Genomic DNA, 23979 nt, shown 5'->3' on the forward strand with positions numbered 1-23979 from the left:
CGCCAGCCCGGCATCAGCCCAGCGCGCGCTTGAGTTCCGCATATGCGTCGACCAGCCGCTCCTTCGAATAGCCGCGATTGAGGCCACTCGGATTGGGCAAGATCCACACGCGTGCGCCGCCGAAGCGCTCTGGCTGCTCACCCCACTCCAGCTGGCGTTTTCCCGTCATCGCCGCGTAGGCGGCCTTGCCCAGGAAGGCGATCCACTGCGGCTGCGCCCATGCCAGCTTGTGCCGCAGGCCCGCCGCCGCTTGCGCAAATTCGTCCGTCCCCACCTGGTCCGCGCGGCTGGTCGGGCGCCCGACGGCCGCCGTCAAGCCCAGCCCGAAACCGAGCACGCTGACATCGTCCTGCGGCGCCACCAGGTGCGGCGTGAAGCCGGCCAGGTGCAGCACGGGCCAGAAGCGGTTGCCGCGGCCGAGAAAATGGTGGCCGGCCACCGCCGCGTCCACGCCGGGATTGAGGCCGCAAAAAACCACCTGCAAGCCGGGAGCGAGGATGTCGGGCAAGCCCGGTGCCGTTGTGAGGTATGTCATGGAAAACTCCGATATCAGAAGCCGCAGTATGCCACCGGCGCCATCTCCTGCAGCGCAGGGCGGCCGGTGCTACCATCCTATACTGATGAGCTAATCCGTCTGGCGGATGGCCGTCGCGCTGTCCCGCACCATCCCCACTCCGAGGAATACACATGACGACCCTGACCATCAATGGCAAGCAGCACGACCTTGCACTGCCTGAAGACACGCCCCTGTTGTGGGCCCTGCGCGACGAACTGGGCATGACCGGCACCAAATTCGGCTGCGGCATGGCCCTGTGCGGCGCCTGCACCGTGCACCTCGATGGCGAAGCCATCCGCTCCTGCGTGACGCCCATGTCGGCCGCCGCCGGCAAGAAGATCACCACCATCGAAGCGGTGGGCGAAGACAAGGTCGGCCTTGCGCTGCAACAAGCCTGGCAGGAACACGGCGTGCCACAATGCGGTTACTGTCAGGCCGGGCAAATCATGTCGGCCACGGCCCTGCTGCACAAGACGCCAAGACCGAACGACCAGCAAATCCGCGAAGCGATGAGCGGCAATATCTGCCGCTGCGGCACCTACACGCGCATCCACGCGGCCATCAAGCAGGCCGCAAGCAGCATCCACGCAAAAGGAGCGGCCAAATGAGCATGCATGACACTGCCGCCGCACATTCGCCTGCGCGGCGCAACTGGCTCAAGGCCGCCGGCGCGCTGGCCGGCTTGACCCTGGTGGCCGGCTCTTCCGGCCTCGTGATGGCGGCCGATGCCGTCAAATACGGCGGCGACAATATGGCTGGCGGCGTGGTCGACGACACCCTGGTCTTCCTGTCGATCGGCGCCGACGGCATCGTCACCATCGTGGCGCACCGCTCCGAAATGGGCCAGGGCATCCGCACCAGCTTGCCCATGGTGGCGGCCGACGAACTGGGCGCCGACTGGGCGCAGGTGCGCGTGCAGCAGGCGCCCGCCGACGAAGCGCGCTACGGCAGCCAGGATACGGACGGCTCGCGCAGCATGCGCCACTCGTTCCGCGCCATGCGCCACGTGGGCGCCACGGCGCGCCTGATGCTGGAAACGGCGGCCGCCGTGCGCTGGGACGTACCCGTGACAGAAGTGAAAGCCGTCAATCACGCGGTCGTGCATGCGGCCAGCGGACGCTCGCTGTCCTTCGGCGCGCTGGCCGAAGACGCGGCCAGATTGCCCGTGCCGCCACGCGCGCGCATCAGCCTGAAAACGGCGGGCGAGCTGCGCTACATCGGGCAAACCAGCACGCGCGGCATCGACTTGCACGACATCGTCACGGGCAACACCCACTTCGGCATCGACACGCGCCTCGATGGCATGGCGTACGCCGTCATCGCCCGTCCGCCCGTCTTCGGCGGCAAGCTGAAAAGCGTGGACAAGACGGCGGCCCTGAAAGTGCCGGGCGTGCTGCGCATCGTCGAACTGGCGGGCAGCCCGCCGCCGGCCATGTTCAATCCGCTGGGCGGCGTGGCCGTCATCGCCAGCAACACCTGGGCCGCCATCAAGGGCCGCGAAGCGCTGGTGCTGGAATGGGACGACGGTCCGAACAGCGGCTACGATTCGAAAGCCTTCCGCAAGACGCTGGAAGCGGCCGTGCGCCAGCCGGCCAGCCCGGCGCGCGACCAGGGCAAGACGGTGGCGACGCTGGCCGCCGCCCCCGCCGCGCGGAAATTCAGCGCCGAGTACTATCTGCCCCACCTGGCCCACGCCACCATGGAGCCGCCCGCCGCCACCGTGCGCATCGCCAACGGCAAGGCCGAAGTGTGGGCCTGCGTGCAGGCACCGCAGGCGACGCGCAGCAACGTGGCCAAGGCCCTGGGCCTGACGTATGACGACGTGACCGTCCACGTGACCCTGCTCGGCGGCGGCTTCGGGCGCAAATCGAAACCCGATTTCGCCGTCGAGGCGGCGCTGCTGTCGAAAGCCATGGATGGCGCGCCCGTCAAGCTGACGTGGACGCGCGACGACGACCTGCAGCACGACTACCTGCATACGGTATCGGTCGAACGGCTGGAAGCGTCGCTCGACGCGAAAGGCATGCCGACGGCCTGGCTGCACCGCACGGCCGCCCCCACCATCACGTCGACCTTCGCCGCTGGCGCGAACAAACAGGCGCCGTTCGAACTGAGCATGTCGGCCATCAACGTGCCGTTCGCCATTGCGAACATCCGCGTCGAAGTGCCGGAAGTGCCGGCCCACACGCGCATCGGCTGGTTCCGCTCCGTGTCGAACATCCCGCACGCCTTCGCCATCCAGTCGTTCACGGCCGAACTGGCGCACGCGGCGAAGAAGGACCATCGCGACTACCTGCTGGCGCTCCTGGGCCCCGCGCGCAAGATCAACCCGGCCGACCTGTCCGACGGCTGGAACTATGGCGAAGATCCGGCGAAGTATCCGGTCGACATCAGCCGCATGCGCCACGTGATCGAGCTGGCGACGGCCAAGGCGGGCTGGGGCCGCAAGCTGCCCAAGGGACGGGGCCTGGGCCTGGCCGTGTCCTACAGTTTCGTCACCTATGTGGCGGCCGTGATCGAAGTGGAGATCAATGCGGCCGGCGAAGTCATCGTGCCGAGGGTCGACATCGCCATGGATTGCGGCCCGCAGATCAACCCGGACCGCGTGCGCTCGCAGATCGAGGGCGCCTGCATCATGGGCCTGTCCCTGGCCATGAGCGGCGAGATCAGCTTTAAAAATGGCCGGGTCGAGCAAAGCAATTTCCACGACTACGCCGTGCTGCGCGCCGCCGACGCGCCGCGCGTGATCCACACGCACCTGGTGCCGGGCACCCTGGACATGGAGCTGGGCGGCGTGGGCGAACCGGCCACGCCGCCGATCGCGCCCGCCCTGTGCAACGCCATCTTCGCCGCTACGGGCAAGCGCATCCGCGCCCTGCCCGTGGGCATGCAACTGGCGAAGAAAGGCTAGCCGCGCCGCGCCGCCGGCAACTGCAGCAGCAAGGCGGCGGCGGCGACCAGGGCGGCGCCGGCCGCCAGCAGCCACATGGGCCAGTCCAGCAGGAGCAGCACCCCGCCCGTGGCGGCGCCGATGGCGCTGCCCAGGTACAGCGCCGATTCGTTGAGGGCGATGGCCAGGTTGCCGTCGCCCTGGCGCGCGCGCACGGCCAGCAGTTGCTGGTTTTGCGGCACTTGCAGGGCCCAGCCGGCCGCGCCCCACAGCACGATAGGCGCCAGCATCAGCCAGGCCGACCAGCCGGCCGCCAGCGGCAGCGCGCCCAAGGCCAGCGCCAGCAGCAGCAAGATGAGCCAGGTCAGTTTCGGCGCCGCCACCTTGTCCGCCCATGGCCCGACCAGTACGCTGCCCACGATGCCCCCCACGCCCCACGCCCACAGGAAGGGCGTGGCGGAGATCGCCAAGCCCTGCGCCGACCACGCCAGCAGCGGCGCAATGAAGGTGTACATGCCCAGGCTGGCGACGGCCGCCAGCAAGGAAACGAGCAGGATGGCCAGCACCTGCCCGTCGGCCAGCAAGGCCAGCTTGCGGCGCAGCGAGATGGCCGGCGCGGACGATGCGGCAGGCAGCGCGGGCAGCTTCCACAGCAAGCCCGCCAGCGCCAGCGCACCGAGAAGCGCCACCAGCCACAGGGCCGCTGCCCAGCCCAGCTGCTGCGCCAGCAGCAAACTCAAGGGCACGCCCAGCACCGTGCCGCCCGCCATGCCGCCCATGATCGCGCCGATGGCCTTGCCCCGCTGCTGGGGCGCCGACACGCCGGCCGCCGCCGCGATGCCCAGCGCCAGGTACACGCCCGCACCGATGCCGGCGATGGCGCGCCATGCCAGCAAACCGCTGAAACCGGGCGCCAGCGCGCTGGCCCCGTTCGCCAGCACGAACACGCCCAGGGCGACCAAAAGGCCGGAGCGCTGCGCGCGCGCCGGCAGCAAGGCCACCATCAGCGGCGAGCCGAGGCCATAGGCCAGCGTAAACGCCGTCACCAGCTGCGCCGCCATCGCCAGGGGAACGGAAAACGCGCCGGCGATCATCGGCATCAGGCCTGCCGTCACATACGACGCCATGCCCAGCGCGAACGCGCCCACGGCGATCAGATAGACGGTGGCGGGCAGCACGGCGGCGGAAGTGCCAGTACTGGCGTGAGAAGAATAATCGGACATGGGCAAGCCTTCGGGAAGAAAGCAGGCATTCTGGAATACAATATAAACAATTACAATTTAACTGTTTATGCTATTACTGATAGCAACAGGCTTACCTGAAAGGCAGCACCATGCGCACTTTGGCCCGCACCCGCCACGAACTGGCCGCCTACCTGCAGGCGCGCCGCGCACGCCTGTCGCCGGAAGACGTGGGCTTGCCCGGCGGCGGGCGGCGCAGGACGCCCGGCTTGCGCCGCGAAGAAGTGGCAGCGCTGGCCGGCGTGGGACTGACCTGGTACACCTGGCTGGAACAGGGGCGCGACATCGGCGTCTCCAGCGCCTTTCTCGACAAGCTGGCCGAAGTGCTGAAACTGGACGCGGGCGAACGCCGCCACCTGTTCCTGCTCGCGCATGCGCGTCCGCCGGCCGAAGAGGGCAAGACGTTTTGCGTGGTGCCGCCGCCGGTGCGCCGCCTGATGCACGAACTGGCGCATCCCGCGTATGTGCTCAACCTGCGCTGGGACGTGCTGGCGTTCAATGCGGGCGCGGACGCCCTGTTCGGCTTCGGCGCGCATGTGCCGGCGCGGCGCAATCTGCTGTGGCTCTTGTTTACCGATCCGCTGCTGCGCTCGCGCTTCATCGGCTGGGAAGAACAGGCGCCGCTGATGCTGTCGAGCTTTCGCCGCGACTATGCGCGCGCCACGCAGGAAGCGGACATTCACGCGCTGGTGGACGAACTGGAAAAAGTCTCGCCCGAATTCAAGCTGTGGTGGCGCCGCCACGACGTGCATGCGCCATGTGCCGGCGTGCGCCGCCTGGACGTCGGCGGCGAAGGCATCGCATATGAGCACACCTCGCTGACCATCGATGCAGACCGCCACCTGCGGCTGGTGGTGTATGCGCGCCAGCTGCCAGAGTAAACACTGCCGCACAACGAAAAAACCGCTGACCCTCTTGCGAGGAATCAGCGGCTTCGAATTGGTTGCGGGGACAGGATTTGAACCTGTGACCTTCGGGTTATGAGCCCGACGAGCTGCCAGACTGCTCCACCCCGCAGCAGAATTATATACCAGATTGTTGCGAGGCGTAAAGGGCAAGATTTGACAATTGCATGCGCGCCCCGCCTCGCGAAGATTGCCGATAGGCAGATGATGGGGTGCGCCAGGCGGAAATGAAAAAAGCCGCCGATCTTTTGCAAGAATCAGCGGCTTTCCGGTATTGGTTGCGGGGACAGGATTTGAACCTGTGACCTTCGGGTTATGAGCCCGACGAGCTGCCAGACTGCTCCACCCCGCACAAGAATTATAAGGGCAAACAGGTGGCTTAGGCAATAGCTATCTCAACTTAGACCGCAATAGAGCCATTTTATTAAAAATGCGTTCCAAAGTGCGTCACGCAGCTTCGCCAATTGCCGGTTGGCATTGTGTCCGCCCGTCACGCCACGCCGCACGCAATCGGTGTACAGTAAGCGGTGTACAGTAAGCGTTACACTAGACATCATTCTTTTCCTAAGCCCGCCCATGAAATTCTGCTCCGAATGCGCCCATCCTGTCAGCCTGTCCATCCCGGAAGGCGACAACCGCCCGCGCTATGTGTGCGCCAACTGCGACGCCATCCATTACCAGAACCCGAAAATGGTGGTCGGCTCGATTCCCGTCTGGGAAGAGGATGGCCAGTTGCAGGTCTTGCTGTGCAAACGGGCCATCGAACCGCGCCTGGGCTACTGGACCCTGCCGGCCGGCTTCATGGAAAACGATGAAACGACGTCGGATGCGGCCGAGCGCGAAACGGTGGAGGAAGCGGGCGCGAATATCGAACTGGGGCCCCTGTTTTCGCTGCTGAACGTGCAGCGCGTGCACCAGGTGCACCTGTTCTACCTGGCCCGCCTGCGCGACCTCGATTTCGCACCGGGCATCGAAAGCCTGGACGTGCAGCTGTTTACGGAAGCGCAGATTCCCTGGGACGACCTGGCCTTCCCCACCATCCGCGCCACCCTGGAACTGTTCTTTGCCGACCGCGTGAAAATCCGCGAAGGCGGCAGCTACGGCGTGCATACGGGCGACATCACGCGCCCGATGGCGCGCACGGATGCAGAATAAGCTCCCCTCACCTGCCACCTTTGACGCCGCATGATTCCCTGGCTCGACATCCACACCCCGTTCCCCGACGTCTCGCGCGCCCTGACCGACGAGGCTCCCGGCCTGCTGGCGGCCGGCGCCGACCTGTCGCCCGCGCGCCTGCTCGACGCCTACCGGCGCGGCATCTTCCCCTGGTTTTCCGAAGGCCAGCCTATCTTGTGGTGGAGCACCGATCCGCGCATGGTGCTGATGACGGAGCATTTCAAGGTCTCCGACAGCCTGGCCAAGGCGATCCGCAAGGTCGAGCGCAGCGCCGCCACGGACGGGCGCTGGCAGCTGCGCTTCGACGGCGATTTCGACGCCGTCATGCGCGCCTGCGCGGCGCCGCGCAAGGATGGCCCGGGCACGTGGATTTCCGACGAAATCATCGCCGGCTACACGGGCTTGCACAAGCTGGGCTACGCGCACTCGTCGGAACTGTGGCTGGACGGGGAACTGGTGGGCGGTGCGTATGGCGTGTCGATCGGGCGCATGTTCTATGGCGAATCGATGTTCGCGCGCGTGACGGATGGCTCGAAGATCGCGCTGGCGCACCTCGTGCGCTTTTTGCAGGCGCACGGCGTGACCATGATTGACTGCCAGCAAGAAACAAGACACCTGGCGTCGCTGGGCGCGGCGCCCATTTCGCGCGCGCGCTTCCTGGCCCATGTGCGCGTCGCCATTGAAGCAGCGCAAATCACGGATTGGCAGGCTGCACCGCCGGCATAAAAAAGCTATGATATCTCCACGCAGACTTCCATTGCCGCGGACAGACCAGACAGGATCAGCATGACGCACCTGAACGAACTACCGTTTGCCACCCTGCAGTTCTACACGACGGCGCCCTACCCGTGCAGCTACCTGGACGACCGCCAGGCCCGCTCGCAGGTGGCCACGCCCTCGCACCTGATCAACAGCGACGTGTATTCGGAACTGGTGCGCAACGGCTTTCGCCGCAGCGGCATTTTTACTTACCGCCCGTATTGCGATGGCTGTCAGGCCTGCATACCCGTGCGCGTCGTGACGGGCGAGTTCACCCCGAACCGCAACCAGCGCCGCGCCTGGAACCGCCACGCCGACCTGCAGGCGGGCGTGGCCACCCTGTCCTTCCTCGACGAGCACTACGAGCTGTACCTGCGCTATCAGAGCACGCGCCACGCGGGCGGCGGCATGGACCAGGACAGCCGCGACCAGTATGCGCAATTCCTGCTGCAAAGCCGGGTCAATACGCGCCTGGTGGAGTTTCGCGATGCCGAAGGCATCCTGCGCATGGTCAGCATCATCGACGTGCTGGCCGACGGCCTGTCGTCCGTCTACACCTTTTTCGATCCGGACGTGCCAGGCGCCTCCTACGGCACCTACAACGTGCTGTGGCAAATCGCCCAGGCGCGCGAACTGGGCCTGCCCTACATCTACCTGGGCTACTGGATAAAGCAAAGCCCGAAGATGGCGTACAAGATCAATTTCAAACCCTTGGAGGCCCGCATCAAGGGGCAGTGGGTCATCCTGTAAAAAAAGGGGCTCGCGCCCCTTTTTTCATGCCTGCCGTACCGGCTTACTTGCTCTTGTCCGGAAACGCAGGACGCTTGGGCTGCACGGGCGGATTCTTCGCCAGTTCGGCCTGGATCACCTCGATCGCCTTTTCCAGCTGCGGATCACGTCCGGCGATGACGTCGGCCGGCGTTTGCTCGACGTCGATATCGGGCGGCACGCCTTCGTTTTCCACGCCCCAGCCATTCTCGCGCGTCCAGAACGCCAGGTTCGGCGCCGTGATGAAGCCGCCGTCCATCAGCACGGGGAAGCCCAGTACGCCCACCAGGCCACCCCACGTCGCCTTGCCGATCAGCGGGCCCATGTTGTTTTTGCGGAACATCCACGGTAGCAGGTCGCCGCCCGAACCGGCCGTCTCGTCGATCAGCATGGCGCGCGGCCCCTGGATCGACGCGGACGGCGTCTTCATGTCGGCGCCATAGCGCATGGTCCACCAGGCGATTTCCTTCTTCTGCAGGATCTCGATGTAGTAATCGGCCACGCTGCCGCCGCCGTTGAAACGCTCGTCGACAATGATGGCCTGCTTGTCCGCCTGCGGGAAGAAGTAGCGCTTGAAGTAGGTGTGGCCCAGCCCCGCCGTATTCGGCACGTACACATACGCCACCTTGCCGCCCGTGGCCGCATTGACCTTGCGCATATTGCCTTCGATCCAGTCGCGGTTGCGCAAGGCATCCTCGGTCGGGACGGGCACCACGGTGATGGTGCGCGCGCCCTTGCCGTCGGCCGACGGTCCCACGGTCAGGTCGATGGCCTTGCCGGCCGTGTTCTCGAAAGCGCTGTAGATATTCGTCGGCGGCAGCAAAGGACGGCTGTCGACGGCCAGCAGGTATTCGCCCGCCTTGACGTTCAGGCCCGGCTCCGTCAGCGGCGCGCGCAGGGCCGGATTCCAGTTCAAGCCGCCATACACCTTCTTGAAGCGGTAATGGCCGTCGCGCACTTCATAATCGGCGCCCAGCAAGCCCCCCGGCACCTTCTTCGCCTCGATAAAATCGTCGCCGCCGCCGCCCCGGTGGTGGCCGACGGCCAGTTCGCTGCACATCCACTGTATCAACCGGTTCAGGTCCGCGCGGCTGGACAGCTCGGGCAGGAACACGGCGTACTTGTCGCGCATGGCCTTCCAGTCCACGCCATGCATGCCCGGGTCATAGAAATAATCGCGGTTGATGCGCCACACCTCGTTGAAAATCTGCGTCCATTCGGCGCGCGGATCGGCCTTCACCTCGATGGCGTCGACCTTGATCTTGCCCTCGCCCGGCGCCAGCAGCTTGCCCGTGGCCGACCCCATGGCCCAATTGTCCTTCTGGCGATACAGCAGCTTCTTGCCGTCGGCCGAGACTTCGAAATCATCGGCTTCCGCCACCACGGTTTCCGCCTTGCGCTCCTTCAGATCGAAGCGCTGCACGGCCTTCTTGCCGTCGCTTTCGCGCAGCAAAAAGATTTGCCCCGCAGCGCCAGCCGTCAGGCTGGAGAATTGCGCGGCCGGCAGCGGCAAGTCGACGATGCGCGTGGCGATGCCGTCGAAATCGATGTGGATCGGCGCCACCGGCGCGACGACCACTTTCGGGTCGTCGCGCCCCGTCTTCGGATCGACCTTCGGCTCGCTCTTCGCTTCCGCTTCCCCCTTCGCCGTGTCTTTTTTACTCTCCGCGCCGGCCGCCTTTTCCTCGTCGCTTTCCTTGATCAGGGGCGATGGCAAGTCGCGCCGCAGCACGGCCATCCACACGGTGCGCGTCACCAAGTTGTCTTCGTTCTGCTGCGAGAACCAGTTGTTGCTGGGGCCAGCATTCGTCGAAGCGAAGAAGTACAGGTATTTGCCGCTCTTGTCGAACACGGGCTGGGCCACGTCGGACAAGCCGTCGGTCACGGGCATCGACTTGTTCTGCTCGACGGAATAGATGTAGGCGCTGCGCGTGTAGGTGGGCGAATTGAGCGTATAGGCCAGCCAGCGCGAATCGGGCGCCCACGAGGCGCGCATGCTCTTGTCGACGCCATACATCGGCTCCGTGGCGATTCTTTGCACCTTGCCCGTGCCGACATCGATCACATACATGCTCCAGCCATTGTCGGCAAACGCGATCTTCCGGCTGTCGGGCGACCAGACGGCGTTGTCATAGAAACCGCTGCCATTGAGCTTGAGCTTTTTCACGGCTCCCTTGCCGTCCTGCGAGCGCACATGCAGTTCATATTCTCCCGACTCGTCCGAGAAATACGCGACCGAGCGGCCATCGGGCGACCAGATCGGCGTGCGCTCGTGGGCGCCGGCCGTCTGCGTCAGGTTGCGCACGTCGCCCTTGTCGGCGGGGATGGTGACGATCTCGCCCCGGTATTCGAAGGCGATGCGCGCGCCCGACGGCGAAATCGACGCGTCGCGGATGTATTTCGCGTTCTTGACCCAGCGGGCGCGCGCCTGCCCCAGGTCGCTGGCCACGGCGATGGCCAGCTTGTGCGCCTGGCCGCTGGCGATGTCGAGCGAGTGCAGATAACCGGCCTGCTCGTAGACGATGGTGCCGTTCGCCGCCGACGCGTTCAACACGGGGAAATCCTTGTGCTGCGTCAACTGGCGCACGGCTTTCGTCTTGACATCGTAGGCAAACAGGTTGAATTCGCCGTTGCGGTCCGAGCGGAAGTACACGATATCCTTGATCCACATGGGATCGACGTCGTTCGAGCGCGTCGTCGGCTGGGGGATTTTTTCAATCGATTTGTCGCTGGACGAAAATAGCCACAGCCAGGAATTGGTGCCGCCCCGGTAGCGCTTCCACTGCTTGAAGGCGGGCGCGAGCGGGTTGTAGGCGATGCGCTGGCCATCGGGCGAATACGTGGCGCGCGAGGCGTTGGGGATTTCCAGCTGGGTCTCCACGCCGCCCGCCACCGGCACCGTGAACAGCTTCTGGAAGCGGTTGTTGAAGGCGGCGCGGGGCGAGGTGAACATCACGGACTGGCCATCGGGCGTAAACGATTGCGCCAGATCAACACCCGGGTGGAAGGTCAGGCGGCGCGGCACGCCGCCCGCCGCGGCGATCACATACACGTCGACATTGCCGTCGATGTTCGCGCTATACGCGATCAGGCTGCCGTCGGGCGAAAACACGGGGTTCGATTTGTCGCCCAGGTCGGAGGTCAGGCGCCGCGCGCCGCCACCGTCCAGGTTCGATAGCCATACATCGCCCGCATAGATGAAGGCGATGTGGCGGCTGGAGACGGCCGGTTCGCTCAGCATGCGGGTGTCTTGCGTATTGGGCAGGGCCAGGGCCGGATGGCTCAGCAGCAGTGCGCTGGCGGCCGCGATGGCGGTCAGGATGCGTGTCTTTTTCAATCGATGTCTCGCTTATGAAGTCAACAGAACAGAGAAAAAACAGGAAGGTCCACGGTCGAATGCGAATTATCAAGGATTCAATATTGCATTAGACCAACAAGAACTATACACCCGGCAGCCGCGCGGAACACGGTAAAATACGCCACTTATTTCGCGCGCCGCCAGCCCTTCCCGGCAGCCCGCATACCTACTCAAAGCGCCCCATGTCTGAAAAATTCCTGTACTCCCTCGCCCGCCCCTTGCTGTTTTCGATGGATGCCGAAGCGGCCCACCATCTCACTCTGCCCGCCCTGAAACGCGCCAGCGCGCTGGGCCTGACGAAGCTGGCCGGCAAACCGGCGGCGGACCCGCGCACGGTGATGGGCATCACCTTCCCGAACCCGGTCGGCCTGGCCGCCGGCCTGGACAAGGACGGCGCCTACATCGACGCGCTGGCCGACCTGGGTTTTGGCTCCATCGAAGTGGGCACCGTCACGCCGCGCGCGCAGGCGGGCAACCCGAAACCGCGCATGTTCCGCCTGCCGCAGGCGCAGGGCATCATCAACCGCATGGGCTTTAACAATGGCGGCGTGGACGCGTTTGTCGCCAACGTGCAGGCGTCGAAGTTTTACCAGAACCGCGCCGGCGTGCTGGGCCTGAACATCGGCAAGAACGCCGACACGCCCATCGAGCGCGCGGCCGACGACTACCTGCTGTGCCTGGAAAAAGTCTACCCCTACGCCAGCTATGTGACGGTGAACATCTCGTCGCCGAACACCAAGAATTTGCGCCAGCTGCAGGGCGCGTCGGAACTCGACGCCCTGCTGTCGCAGCTCAAAGATGCGCAGGCGCGCCTGGCGGACAAGCACAAGCGCTACGTGCCGCTGGCCCTGAAAATCGCGCCGGACATGGATGGCGAACAGGTGAAGAGCATCGCCGAGTCGCTCACGCGCCACCAGATCGACGGCGTCATCGCCACCAACACGACCCTGTCGCGCAGCGCCGTCGAAGGCATGCCGCACGGCGCGGAAGCGGGCGGCCTGTCGGGCGCACCCGTGTTCGAGCTGTCGAACAATGTCATCCGCCTGCTGAAGGCGGAACTGGGCGACGCGCTGCCCATCATCGGCGTGGGCGGCATCATGCAGGGCAGCGACGCCGTGGCCAAGTTCGAGGCGGGCGCGCAACTGGTGCAGCTGTACAGCGGCCTGATTTACGCCGGCCCCGCGCTGATCAAGGATTGCGCGCGCGCGCTGCACGGCAAACAGGCCCGCTAAGGACGGCGCATGGAAAAGATCAAGCTGGGTACCAGCAGCCTGGAAGTCAGCAGGATCTGCCTGGGCACGATGACCTTCGGCGAACAGAACACGGAAGCCGAAGCGCACAGCCAGCTCGATTACGCGCTGGAACGGGGCATCAACTTCATCGACACGGCGGAAATGTATCCGGTGATGGCCAGCGCGCAGACGCAGGGCAGCACCGAGCGCCACATCGGCAGCTGGCTGAAGAAAAGCGGCAAGCGCGGCAACATCGTGCTGGCCAGCAAGGTGGCCGGGCCGAATTCGCGCATGCACTGGATACGCAAGGGCAAGACGGACCACGACGCGGTCAACATCCGCGCCGCCGTCGAAGACAGCTTGCGCCGGCTGCAGACGGAGCACATTGACCTGTATCAATTGCACTGGCCCAGCCGCAACCTGCCCATCTTCGGCGCCAGCGTGTACAACCCGCGCAAGGAGCACGCTTGCATCGCCATCGAAGACACGCTGGCCGTGCTGGGCAAGCTGGTCGAGGAAGGCAAGATCGGCCACATCGGCGTGTCGAACGAATCGTCGTGGGGCGTGTGCGAATACATCAAGCAGGCGGAACTGAAGGGCTTGCCGCGCATCGCCTCCATCCAGAACCTGTACAACCTGACGGCGCGCCATTTCGAGACGAGTTTGCTTGACGAAACCTGCCACCGGGAAAATGTCAGCTTGCTGGCCTACAGCCCGCTGGCGTTCGGCCAGCTGACGGCGAAATACCTCGACGATCCGCAGGCCAAGGGCCGCCTGACGCGCTTTCCGGCCGGCTGGAGCCCCCGCTACGTGCGCCCCGCCACCATCGCGGCCGCCGGCCAGTATGCGGCGCTGGCCCGCGCGCACGGCTTGACGCCGGCGCAGCTGGCGCTGGCCTGGTGCTACACGCGCTGGTTCGTGGCCTCGACCATCATCGGCGCCACCAGCGTGGAGCAGTTGCAGCAAAATATCGACGCCCATCAAGTCACCCTGTCGCCGGAACTGGTGGCGGCCGTCGACGCCATCCACGCCAGTGCGCCCAATCCAGGGCAGTAACCGCCCTGCGTCTGGCGGCGCATGCCGCCGCCAGGCTCCCCCCTCTTTTCCCAGATAGTCGTTTTTATACAACAGCTGGCAATTTACTGCTGTGCAGCATTGCGGCCTTGCCTTGCCCGGCCGTATGCTGGAAACGAGGCCATATGCGCTACTCGCGCCATGTTGACGTGTTTCAGATATTTATTGCATATCGATAGACAGAACGATTCGTAAGCACGCCACGTGCCCACTGTTAATCTGATTTCATCGTCGGACCGCCATGGTCCGCGTAACCACCAACCGAAGAGATATCGTCGATGAGTTCAAGCAACGCCCGCTCCCAGCTTCCCGCCCTGCCCGTAAAAACCGTTATCGCCGCCAGCCTGATCGCCTGCTTCAGCCTGCCCATGCAGGCGCAAGCGCAGCAAGAGCTGCCGGCCGAAGGCGAATTGCAATCGGTGGTTGTCACCGGCACCTTCGCCAAGAACCGCCGCACCATCGATTCCGAATCGCCGATCGACATCCTCACCTCGCGCGACCTGCAAAGCACGGGCTCGGCCGAACTGGCCACCGTGCTGGCGCGCCTGCTGCCATCGCTGAACTTTGCCCGCGCCACGGGCGCCGACGCCAGCGACGCCGTGCGCCCTGCCCAGCTGCGCGGCCTGTCGCCCGACCAGACCCTGGTGCTGGTGAACGGCAAGCGCCGCTACACCTCGGCCGTCGTCAACGTCAACGGTTCCCTGGGCCGCGGCTCCGCGCCTGTCGACCTGAACGCCATCCCCCTGGCCGCCATCGACCACGTGGAAGTGCTGCGCGATGGTGCGGCGGCCCAGTACGGTTCCGATGCCATCGCCGGCGTGATCAACATCATCCTGAAAAAAGGCGCGGCCGGCGGCGACGTCGAAGTGGGCTATGGCCAGACGCAGGAACGCGACGGCAAGCAAAAATCCATCAAGGGTTCGGCCGGCTTCGCCCTGGGGGAGGACGGCTGGGTGCGCATCTCGGCGGAAGTGGCCGACCGCGACCCGACCAACCGCGCCGGCGCCGACTTCCGCAACCCATTGGAACCGCGCTACGGCAAGGTCAACCAGCGCTATGGCGACCCGGAAAGCAAGCCGGCGACGATTTTCCTCAACAGCGAATACCGCATCAGCGACAACCTCGACTGGTATGCCTTCGGCAGCTATGGCAAGCGCGACACGTCGGCTGCCGCCACGTGGCGCACGGCGCTGATCCAGGATTCCGTCACCAAGGCGTATTCGCAGCGCACGCCGATCTACCCGGAAGGCTTCTTGCCGCTGCAAAACAGCACGCTGACGGACCAGTCCATCGTCACGGGCTTGCGCGGCGAAGCCGCCGGCTGGCGCTGGGATGCCAGCCTCAATTACGGCAGCAACAAGTTCGAGCTGGACCTGGACAACACGGTCAACCAGTCGCTGGGCGCGAACAGCCCCACGCATTTCTATGCGGGTTCGCTGAAAAACGAGCAGACCGTGTTCAACCTCGATGCGGCGCGCGAATTCCCCGTCGCCGCCTTCTCCGGCCCGCTGACCGTGGCCGTCGGCGCCGAAGCACGCCATGAAAAGTACAGCATCGGCGCAGGCGACGCAGCGTCGTACACGGGCGGCGGCTCGCAAGGCTTTGCCGGCTTCCGTCCTGCCAACGCGGGCAGCCATTCGCGCCACAACGAATCGATCTATGTGAACCTGGAAGCGGAAGCGACGAAGAAACTCTCGGGCGGCGTAGCCTTACGCCATGAGCGCTACAGCGATTTCGGCAGCACTACCTCGGCCAAGGGTTCCGCCCGCTATGCGTTCACGGATGCGCTATCCCTGCGCGGCACGGTATCGAGCGGCTTCCGTGCGCCATCGCTGGCACAGCAGTACTACACCATCACCACCACCAACTTCCAGGTCATCAACGGCAACAATACGGCCATCGAGACGGGCACCTTCGCCGTCAATACGCCGCAGGCGCGCGCCCTCGGTGCACAGGACCTGAAACCGGAAAAGGCCCGCAACTACAGCCTGGGCCTGCAGTTCCAGCCCAGCCGCAACTTCACGACGACGGTGGACGCCTACCGCATCGACATCGACAACCGCATCCTGTTCTCGGCCAACCTGGCACTGAACGACAAGCTCAAGGCCCAGCTGGCCGCGCAAGGCACGCCGGTGGGCGCGGCGCGCTACTTCACCAACGCCGTCGACACGCGCACGGAAGGCGTGGACATCGTCAGCACCTACCGCATCGACCTGCAGGAGAAGGACCGCCTGGACCTCACCGTGGCGTACAACCACAACAAGAGCACGGTACGGAAAATCGCCGACAATCCGGCCATCCTGACGGCCAACAACCTGAAACTGATCGACCGCCAGAGCATCGACCGCATCACGGTGGCGTCGCCGAAGGACAAGTTCAGCCTGGCCGCCGACTACAGCTTCGGCATCTGGAATGCGCACGGCGTCGTGACGCGCTACGGCAGCTTCACCGTACCGCAAAATGACGTCAAGCTGGACCAGACGTACGACCCGCAATGGGTGCTGGACGTGTCCGGTTCCGTGAAGCTGGGCAAGAACTGGCGCCTGGTGGCCGGCATCGACAACGTCACCAACCGCTACCCGGCGCAAGTGACGAGCGCGGGCAACCTGAACGTCAACGGCACCCAGCCCTACAGCATCTTCGCGCCGAACGGCTTCAACGGCCGCTATTACTACGCCAAGGCCGGCTATAGCTGGTAAATGGCGCTCTGCCATGCAAAAAGCCTGGAACGCATCGCGTTTCCAGGCTTTTTTTTCATGCGTCAGCGCATGCGCCCGCAGGCGCTGCAGGCTCAGGCGCGGCGGCGCGCGGCAAATCCGACCAGGCCCAAGCCCAGCATCAGCATGCCGTAGGTCGCTGGCTCAGGCACTGCCGAAACCGAATTGAACGCGCGGAAATTGCTCAGGCCACGCGGCAGGTTGGCAATGGTGACAACCGTATTGGCGGCCAGCGGCGTGTCCCAGTGGAACAACAGTTCGCCACGGCCATAATGCACGGCCAGGTAGTCGAAGCTGGAGTTGACGGTGAATGAACCAGAGTTGCTGCTGGCCAAGTCGCCCTGGGCGGCAAAGACCAAGGAGCCGGTACCGCTGGACGGCAGGCCGAACGTGCTGCTGACCAAACTCTGGATGGCGGCCGCGCTTTGCGCGCCGGGCGGGTTGGCGCCGTCATAGACCCAAACCGAGTCCGCTGCCACGCTGCCATAGGTGACGGTCTTGCCGCCCACCGAAAAGCCCGTCATGGCAGGATCGGTGATTTCCACCCAGCTCGCCGCCTGGGCCAATGGCGCCAGGCAAGCCGCAGCGGTCAGGCAAAGACCCAGCAACGCGCGTTTGGTCATGTTCATATATTCCCCTGATATAAATATTTCAATAATTGCAATTTTAATTATTTTTCTATCACCCTCACATCGCAGAGCAAAAGATATCATTCAGGAAATCGAAATACAATAAAAGAAACAATTTTTACCATTGGCATTTTCAATTGGCCTTATCGATTTATGGCCGGTGCCGGCTATCGCGGGGCATGCAGCCCTCCCTGCCATGTCCGGGCGCCGCTCCTGGCAGCAGGATTGTTGTAGATCGGCACATGCCAGATAGCGGTGTAGCCCTGCGGCAACGGCAAGCCGGAAGGTAGGCGTGGTCATCCTGGCACGCAATCGGCTACCATGGGCCTTACTCTTCTTGATAACGGATCACCATGCCCAGCTGGCACCTGGCCGACGCCGCCGAACTGGCGGCGCGCCATCCCTACACCTTCTACAAATCGCCGCCCGAGGCCATCGCCCAGGTGCGCCCCGGCGAGGTGGTCAAGCTGATCTTCGCCTTCCACAGCGACGATCCGCAGGCGCCGGGCGCCGAGCGCATGTGGGTGCTGGTCGATACGGTGGACGCCGGCGGCCAATTCACCGGCAAGCTCGACAACACGCCAGGCTACATCCGTGATCTGCAAGCCAAAGACCCCGTCGCCTTCGCGGCGCGCCACATCATCAATACGCAGCACGACGATGACGATAACCTCGTCAACCGCTATGCGGGCCTGTGCTTCGTCACGAAAAAAGTGCTGGAAGACGGCGCGCCCGTCGGCTATCTGTACCGCGAGGAACCGGACAACGACGACGACAGCGGCTGGCGCTTCACGGCGAATGATGAAAGCGACGACTACATCAACGACAGCGCCAACGTGGCCCTCGTGTCGCTGGGCGCCGTGCTCAGCGTGGATGACCGCTTCATTGCGCTGCTGGACGCACCCGCCGGCGCGGCGTTTGCCTTCGACCACGACACGCAACAATTCATGGCGGTGGACGAATGACAAGTGATGAACTGAAGGAATTTTGCGCAACCCTGCCCGGCGCGCAAGCCGTGCTGTACGGTGCGCCGTCGAATATCCTCGTGTATGAAGTGGCGGGCAAGAAATTTGCGTACTTTAAAACCAGCATGCCGGAACAGTGGCGCTTCAGCCTGCGCGCCAGCGCCGGGCGCTTTATCGAACTGACGGACATGCCCGGCGTGAAACCGGCCCGTTACATGGGCCGCTTTCACTGGGTGACCATCGTCGACGTGGCGCGCTTCCCGTCCGATTACCTGGCGGAACTGGTTCAGGATAGCTACGCGCGCGCCGTGGCCAGCCTGACGCGCGCGCAAAGGGCGGCCATCGCCTAGAGGGCGTCCTCGCCCGCCATCGCGCGGTCGATGTCTTCGCGCGTCAAGTCCGGCGCCAGCTGCAGGATGAACTCGTAGGCGTAGGCGCGCAGGTAGGCGCCCCGCCGGACGGCCAGGCGCGTCGTGTTGGTGGCGAACAGATGCGACGCTTCCACGGCCCGCAGCCCCTTGTCGCGGCCATGGTCGAAGGCCATCGAGGCGACGATGCCCACGCCCAGGCCCAGCGCCACGTATTGCTTGATGACGTCGGAATCCATGGCCGTCAGGATGATATCGGTCGCCACGCCAGCCTTGGCAAAGGCGTCGTCGATATGCCCGCGCCCCGTGAAACCCTTGTCGTAGGTAATCAGCGGATACTTCGCCAGGTCTTCCAGGCGGATGGGCGAATGTTCGAGCAGCGGATGGCCGTCGGGCACGACGATCAGATGGCTCCAGCGGTAGCACGGGAACGACACGAGGTCGGGGAACTGGCTCAAGCCTTCCGTGGCGATGCCGATATCGGTCTTGCCGGACAGCACCCATTCCGCGATGTGCTCGGGCGCGCTTTGTTGTAGCGCAATACGCACGTCGGGGAAAGCGGCGCGGAAGCTTTGCACCACTTTCGGCAACGCATAGCGCGCCTGCGTGTGCGTGGCCGCCACGGACAAGGTCCCGCTCGTCTGGCCGCTGTATTCGAGGCTGGCCTGCTGCAGGTTTTCCGCCTCGATCAAGAGACGGTCGACGATCTTCAGGATGCCCTTGCCCGGCTCCGTCAAGCCCGTCAAACGCTTGCCGTTGCGCTCGAAAATCACCACGCCCAGCTCGTCTTCGAGTTCGCGGATTTGCCGGCTCACGCCCGGTTGCGACGTGAACAGGGCGTTCGCCACTTCCGTCAGGTTATAGCCGCGGCGGGCCGCTTCGCGGATCGATCGCAATTGTTGAAAGTTCATGGCTATCCTGTATCAAGTTCGGGTGGGTTCAACAAATACATGGAGACGTTTCGGGCGGACAACCAATGTCTCGCCTTCCTTCAGCTGCAGGTGGGTGAAACGCTCGTTCGACATCACCGCTTCGATCAGTTCGCTGTTATCCACGCGCTGCAAGTCCAGCTGGGCCAGCGGGCCGATGGCATGGGCGCGGCTCAGTTTCACGACGATGCCTTCCGCGCCCTGCGTGTAGCGGTCGATTTCCAGGTCGTGCGGACGCACATAGGCCGTGCCCTTGCTGTCGCTCACGCCCGCGTAGTCGGGCACCTCGAAACTGGCGTCGCCCGTGGCCATCACGCCGTCATGCACGCGGCCGTGGAACAGGTTGACGTTGCCGAGGAAGCCATACACGAACGGCGACGCGGGGTGGTTATAGACTTGCTCTGGGGAACCGAGTTGCTCGACCGTGCCCTTGTTCATCAGTACGACCTGGTCGGCCACTTCCAGCGCCTCTTCCTGGTCATGCGTGACGAAAATACTGGTGACGTGCAAGTCGTCATGCAGGCGGCGCAGCCAGCGGCGCAATTCCTTGCGCACCTTGGCATCCAGGGCGCCAAACGGCTCGTCGAGCAGCAGCACGCGGGGCTCGACCGCCAGCGCGCGCGCCAGGGCGATGCGCTGGCGTTGCCCGCCCGACAATTGCGGCGGATAGCGGTCGGCCAGCCAATCGAGCTGCACCAGCTCCAGCAAATCCTTGACCTTGCGGCGGATCTGGTCTTCCGACGGGCGCTCGCTGCGCGACTTCACGCGCAAGCCGAAGGCCACGTTCTCGAACACGGTCATGTGCTTGAACAGCGCATAGTGTTGAAACACGAAACCGACCTGGCGCTCGCGCACATGGCGGTTCGACGCGTCTTCCGCGTCCAGCAGCACCTGGCCGCTGTCCGGATGTTCCAAGCCAGCAATAATGCGCAGCAAGGTGGTCTTGCCGCAACCGGACGGGCCCAGCAAGGCCGTCAGTTCGCCGGCGGGAAAGTCCAGCGAGATATTGTCGAGGGCAACGAAATCGCCGAAGCGCTTGTGGATGTTTTTAACTGCGATGGTCATATCAGTGCTCCGTGGAACGTAAGGCGGAATCGTCGGCGTTGCTCTCGTTCAAACGCCACTCAATGAAAGCTTTCAAGGCCAGGGTCACCAGCGCCAGCAGGGCCAGCAGGGAGGCGACGGCAAACGCGGCGGCGAAGTTGTACTCGTTGTACAGAATCTCCACCTGCAGCGGCATGGTGTTGGTTTCGCCACGGATATGGCCGGACACGACGGACACGGCGCCGAACTCGCCCATGGCGCGGGCGTTACACAGGATCACGCCATACAGCAGACCCCACTTGATATTTGGCAAAGTCACGCGGCGGAAGGTATTCCAGCCCGAGGCACCCAGCACGATGGCGGCCTCTTCCTCTTCGCTGCCCTGCGACTGCATCAGCGGGATCAATTCACGCGCCACGAACGGGAAGGTGATGAAGATGGTGGCCAGCACGATGCCGGGCACGGCGAACAGGATCTTGATGTCGTGCGCCTGCAGCCACGGGCCGAACCAGCCCTGGGCGCCAAACATCAGCACATAGATCAGGCCGGAAATCACGGGCGAGACGGAAAACGGCAAGTCGATCAGCGTCAGCAAGATGCTCTTGCCGCGGAATTCGAACTTGGCGATGCACCAGGAAGCGGCCACGCCGAACACCAGGTTCAACGGCACGGCGATGGCGGCCGTGATCAGGGTCAATTTAATGGCGGAAATCGCGTCCGGATCGATGATGGCGGCGATATACGCTTCCCAGCCCTTCTTGAACGCTTCCGCAAACACGGCCACCAGGGGCACGATCAGGAACGCCGTCAGGAACAGCAAGGCGACGGTGATCAGGACGGTGCGTACCCACAACGGTTCCAGCACGACGGGGCCGACATTCGGCTCGAAGCGGCGCACTGCCGGGCGCGCATTATCCACGCCAGCGACGCTAGTCGTATTCGTACTCATGATTTCTTCGCCTTTCCGCGCGTCCATGCTTGCAGCAGGTTAATCGTCAACAACAGCAGGAAAGACACCACCAGCATCACCACGGCGATGGCCGTGGCGCCTGCGTAATCGTATTGTTCCAATTTGGTAATAATGAACAGCGGCGTGATTTCCGACACCATCGGCATATTGCCGGCGATAAAGATCACGGAACCGTACTCGCCCGTGGCGCGGGCAAACGCCAGCGCAAAGCCTGTCAGCAAGGATGGCAGGATCGTGGGGAAGATGACGCGGATAAACGTTTGCAGCGAATTGGCGCCCAGGCTGGCGGCCGCTTCTTCCAGTTCCTTTTCCGCGTCTTCCAGCACCGGTTGCACGGTGCGCACGACGAAGGGCAAGCCGATGAAGGTCAGCGCCACCACCACGCCCAGCGGCGTGAACGCCACCTTGATGCCCAGCACGCCTTCGATGAACTGGCCGAACCAGCCGTTCGACGAATACAAGGCTGTCAGGGTGATGCCGGCCACGGCCGTCGGCAAGGCGAACGGCAAGTCGACCAGCGCGTCGATGATGCGCTTGCCGGGGAATTTATAGCGCACCAGCACCCAGGCCAGGATGCCGCCGAACACCACGTTCAACAGGGCGGCGATCAGGGAAGCGCCAAACGTCAGGCGGTACGAGGCCATCACACGGTCGGACGTGACGGCGCTGAAGAAGGCGTCCCATGTCATGGTGAAAGTTTTCAGGAACACCGACGACAGCGGAATGAGAACGATCAAGGCCAGGTAAAAGAGCGTGAAGCCCAGTGACAGCTTAAATCCCGGCATGACCCGAAACGGCGCTCCGCGCGCCTTGAGCGGTGCTGCTGATGCTGCAGACATAGAAACTCCTTCTTATTACATTTTTGAGTTATAGAGTGCAATAATCACATGCATTCGTTATAAAAAGAACTAACCATTTCTCATTTGCTTAGATGGATTTTGCATACTTGCCGATGGAAATGCTGGGCGAAAAAAAACGCACCGGTGAGGTGCGTTTTTGTGGGAACAAGAGCGCCGAATAAAACGTTCAGGGCTAGGCGCCTTGCCGAAGACAGTACGAATGTACGGCGAGGCAATGCAACAACGCCATGGACGTTTTTTCGGTGCTCTTATTTGTTTGGCTGCGGCGTGAGGCGCAAGTATGGCTTCGCTGCCGTAAATCCCTTCGGATATTTCTGCTTGATCACGTCCGGATCTTGCACCGTCAGCGGAATGATGACGTCGTCGCCATCTTTCCAGTTGCCGGGCGTGGCCACCGTGTAGCCGTCCGTCAGTTGCAGGGCGTCGATGACGCGCAGGATTTCATTGAAGTTGCGGCCAGTGCTCAGCGGATACGTGAGGATCAGGCGTACCTTTTTGTTCGGGTCGACGATGAAGACGGAACGCACGGTGGCCGTGACGGACTGTTCCGGGTGAATCATGTCGTACAGCACCGATACTTTCTTGTCGACGTCGGCGATGATGGGGAAGCCCACCACCGTGTTTTGCGTCTCTTCGATATCCTTGATCCAGCTCTTGTGCGACTCGGCCGCATCCACGGACAGGGCGATGGCCTTCACGTTGCGCTTGTCGAATTCCGGCTTGAGCTTGGCCGTCAAGCCCAGTTCCGTCGTGCACACGGGGGTAAAGTCGGCCGGGTGGGAAAACAGCACCACCCAGGAATTGCCCGCCCACTCGTGGAACTTGAGGGGGCCGATCGAGCTGTCTTGTTCAAAATCAGGGGCGACATCGCCCAGGCGTAAAGTCATCGTGATCTCCTTGAGAGGTTGTGTGGCAATGGGATGTGCGTCGAATCAGGCTGCCTGACGGTGGCGTTTGTCGCTTTGCGCCAGATCAAACAGTGTTTGCAGTTGCGCCTGGCCATAGACCCAGTCACCAAGGCGCGACTCGGCGTTGATATGGCCCAGCGCACCGCCATCAATATACTTGCAATTCCAGCGCCGTGCCCACTGCGCCGCGTGTTCGGCCGTCATCCACGGGTCCGTCTGGCTGGCGATCAGGATGCCGGGGCAAGGCAGCCGCTTTTGCGGCAAGACCTTGGCGACGCCAAACTTGTCGGGATCGGCCGGCCCCACCAGCAGCACGCCGGCCACGCCCTGCGGGTCGCGGGCCAGGCTGTGCGCCGTCGTCAGGCAGCCGAAGCTGTGAGCGACGATCAGGGTAGGACGCGCATCCTGCCGCCGCACCTGATCCAGGCGCGCCGACCAGGTGGCCAGGTCGGGAGCGTTCCAGTCATCCTGCTCGACCCGCTCGAATTGCGGATACAGGCGCTGCCAGCGGCTCTGCCAATGCTCGGGACCGCTGTTATGCAAGCCCGGCACGATCAATACCCGGTAATCGGAAAAGCTGCGCAGCGCCATGATGTGTCCTTGCGTGATCGATTCCGGCAAGCGTTGCCG

General features: G+C 63.9%; 21 protein-coding genes and 2 tRNA genes. 11 read left to right on the forward strand and 12 right to left on the reverse strand.

The genetic code is table 11. The annotated features are described in order from the left end of the window. Positions 1-13 precede the first annotated feature (13 nt). Positions 14-535, reverse strand: a complete 522-nt coding sequence (gene mug / locus O0881_RS10745) for a G/U mismatch-specific DNA glycosylase (RefSeq protein WP_289911239.1) — start codon at positions 533-535, stop codon at positions 14-16. A 152-nt stretch (positions 536-687) separates the two neighbouring features. Between mug and O0881_RS10750 the strand changes: the two genes are divergently transcribed. After that, entirely contained in the window at positions 688-1164 is a 477-nt protein-coding gene (locus tag O0881_RS10750) for a (2Fe-2S)-binding protein (RefSeq protein WP_289903870.1), read from the forward strand. Continuing rightward, the gene (locus tag O0881_RS10755) at positions 1161-3467 is read left to right on the forward strand and encodes a xanthine dehydrogenase family protein molybdopterin-binding subunit (protein ID WP_289911240.1); all 2307 of its coding nucleotides are present in this window, start codon (positions 1161-1163) and stop codon (positions 3465-3467) included. The genes O0881_RS10750 and O0881_RS10755 overlap by 4 nt, the downstream gene beginning before the upstream one ends. On the opposite strand, the gene O0881_RS10760 is transcribed toward O0881_RS10755, so the two are convergent. Further along, the gene (locus O0881_RS10760) at positions 3464-4669 is read right to left on the reverse strand and encodes an MFS transporter (protein WP_289911241.1); all 1206 of its coding nucleotides are present in this window, start codon (positions 4667-4669) and stop codon (positions 3464-3466) included. The two genes, O0881_RS10755 and O0881_RS10760, sit on opposite strands and share 4 nt — an antisense overlap. Before the next feature lie 110 nt (positions 4670-4779). Here O0881_RS10760 and O0881_RS10765 point away from each other — a divergent pair, with 110 nt between their 5' ends. After that, the gene (locus O0881_RS10765) at positions 4780-5568 is read left to right on the forward strand and encodes a helix-turn-helix transcriptional regulator (RefSeq protein ID WP_289911242.1); all 789 of its coding nucleotides are present in this window, start codon (positions 4780-4782) and stop codon (positions 5566-5568) included. Between the two features lie 59 nt (positions 5569-5627). On the opposite strand, the gene O0881_RS10770 is transcribed toward O0881_RS10765, so the two are convergent. Beyond that, positions 5628-5704, reverse strand: a tRNA-Met gene (locus tag O0881_RS10770). A 163-nt stretch (positions 5705-5867) separates the two neighbouring features. Next, positions 5868-5944 (reverse strand) — tRNA-Met (locus O0881_RS10775). A 224-nt stretch (positions 5945-6168) separates the two neighbouring features. Here O0881_RS10775 and O0881_RS10780 point away from each other — a divergent pair. The 3 genes from O0881_RS10780 to O0881_RS10790 are packed head-to-tail and all read left to right on the forward strand — an operon-like array spanning position 6169 to position 8277. Beyond that, positions 6169-6747, forward strand: a complete 579-nt coding sequence (locus tag O0881_RS10780; protein ID WP_099666811.1) for an NUDIX hydrolase — start codon at positions 6169-6171, stop codon at positions 6745-6747. A gap of 30 nt (positions 6748-6777) precedes the next feature. After that, on the forward strand, positions 6778-7494 hold the full coding sequence (aat, locus tag O0881_RS10785) for a leucyl/phenylalanyl-tRNA--protein transferase (RefSeq protein ID WP_289911243.1): 717 nt from the start codon (positions 6778-6780) through the stop codon (positions 7492-7494). Between the two features lie 60 nt (positions 7495-7554). Next, the gene (locus O0881_RS10790) at positions 7555-8277 is read left to right on the forward strand and encodes an arginyltransferase (protein WP_289911244.1); all 723 of its coding nucleotides are present in this window, start codon (positions 7555-7557) and stop codon (positions 8275-8277) included. A gap of 43 nt (positions 8278-8320) precedes the next feature. Here O0881_RS10790 and O0881_RS10795 read toward each other — a convergent pair whose 3' ends face one another. Continuing rightward, positions 8321-11632, reverse strand: coding sequence for a S41 family peptidase (locus O0881_RS10795; RefSeq protein ID WP_289911245.1), 3312 nt, complete (start codon positions 11630-11632; stop codon positions 8321-8323). A gap of 203 nt (positions 11633-11835) precedes the next feature. On the opposite strand from O0881_RS10795, the gene O0881_RS10800 reads away from it, so the two are divergent. The 3 genes from O0881_RS10800 (at position 11836) to O0881_RS10810 (ending at position 16658) form a co-directional block, all read left to right on the forward strand. After that, a complete protein-coding gene (locus tag O0881_RS10800; RefSeq protein WP_099666807.1) occupies positions 11836-12885 on the forward strand; it encodes a quinone-dependent dihydroorotate dehydrogenase in 1050 nt (349 codons plus the stop codon). Between the two features lie 9 nt (positions 12886-12894). Beyond that, positions 12895-13941: an aldo/keto reductase gene (locus tag O0881_RS10805; protein WP_289911246.1), complete on the forward strand. Its 1047-nt coding sequence runs from the start codon at positions 12895-12897 to the stop codon at positions 13939-13941. A gap of 296 nt (positions 13942-14237) precedes the next feature. Beyond that, positions 14238-16658, forward strand: coding sequence for a TonB-dependent receptor (locus tag O0881_RS10810; RefSeq protein ID WP_289911247.1), 2421 nt, complete (start codon positions 14238-14240; stop codon positions 16656-16658). A gap of 92 nt (positions 16659-16750) precedes the next feature. On the opposite strand, the gene O0881_RS10815 is transcribed toward O0881_RS10810, so the two are convergent. Further along, entirely contained in the window at positions 16751-17305 is a 555-nt protein-coding gene (locus O0881_RS10815) for a PEP-CTERM sorting domain-containing protein (protein ID WP_289911248.1), read from the reverse strand. Positions 17306-17658: 353 nt separating this feature from the next. On the opposite strand from O0881_RS10815, the gene O0881_RS10820 reads away from it, so the two are divergent. Further along, entirely contained in the window at positions 17659-18270 is a 612-nt protein-coding gene (locus tag O0881_RS10820) for a DUF2185 domain-containing protein (RefSeq protein WP_289911249.1), read from the forward strand. After that, positions 18267-18620, forward strand: coding sequence for an MmcQ/YjbR family DNA-binding protein (locus O0881_RS10825; protein WP_289911250.1), 354 nt, complete (start codon positions 18267-18269; stop codon positions 18618-18620). The genes O0881_RS10820 and O0881_RS10825 overlap by 4 nt, the downstream gene beginning before the upstream one ends. Here O0881_RS10825 and O0881_RS10830 read toward each other — a convergent pair. From O0881_RS10830 to O0881_RS10855, 6 genes are all read right to left on the reverse strand, one after another. Continuing rightward, positions 18617-19549 (reverse strand): CysB family HTH-type transcriptional regulator, encoded by a 933-nt coding sequence (locus O0881_RS10830; protein WP_070256667.1) that lies wholly within the window; start codon positions 19547-19549, stop codon positions 18617-18619. The two genes, O0881_RS10825 and O0881_RS10830, sit on opposite strands and share 4 nt — an antisense overlap. 12 nt (positions 19550-19561) lie before the next feature. Beyond that, positions 19562-20632, reverse strand: coding sequence for a sulfate ABC transporter ATP-binding protein (locus O0881_RS10835; protein ID WP_034747519.1), 1071 nt, complete (start codon positions 20630-20632; stop codon positions 19562-19564). Position 20633: 1 nt separating this feature from the next. Next, complete coding sequence (cysW, locus tag O0881_RS10840) at positions 20634-21560, reverse strand: sulfate ABC transporter permease subunit CysW (RefSeq protein ID WP_251350677.1); 927 nt, start codon at positions 21558-21560, stop codon at positions 20634-20636. Beyond that, positions 21557-22366: a sulfate ABC transporter permease subunit CysT gene (cysT, locus tag O0881_RS10845; RefSeq protein ID WP_099408869.1), complete on the reverse strand. Its 810-nt coding sequence runs from the start codon at positions 22364-22366 to the stop codon at positions 21557-21559. The genes cysW and cysT overlap by 4 nt, the downstream gene beginning before the upstream one ends. A gap of 323 nt (positions 22367-22689) precedes the next feature. Continuing rightward, a complete protein-coding gene (locus O0881_RS10850; RefSeq protein ID WP_034785187.1) occupies positions 22690-23328 on the reverse strand; it encodes a peroxiredoxin in 639 nt (212 codons plus the stop codon). Between the two features lie 45 nt (positions 23329-23373). Further along, positions 23374-23940 (reverse strand): alpha/beta hydrolase, encoded by a 567-nt coding sequence (locus O0881_RS10855; RefSeq protein ID WP_289911483.1) that lies wholly within the window; start codon positions 23938-23940, stop codon positions 23374-23376. Positions 23941-23979: the final 39 nt, after the last annotated feature.

Origin of the sequence: Janthinobacterium sp. SUN100 (assembly GCF_030397705.1) — a bacterium.
Taxonomy (GTDB): Bacteria; Pseudomonadota; Gammaproteobacteria; order Burkholderiales; family Burkholderiaceae_D; genus Janthinobacterium; species Janthinobacterium kumbetense.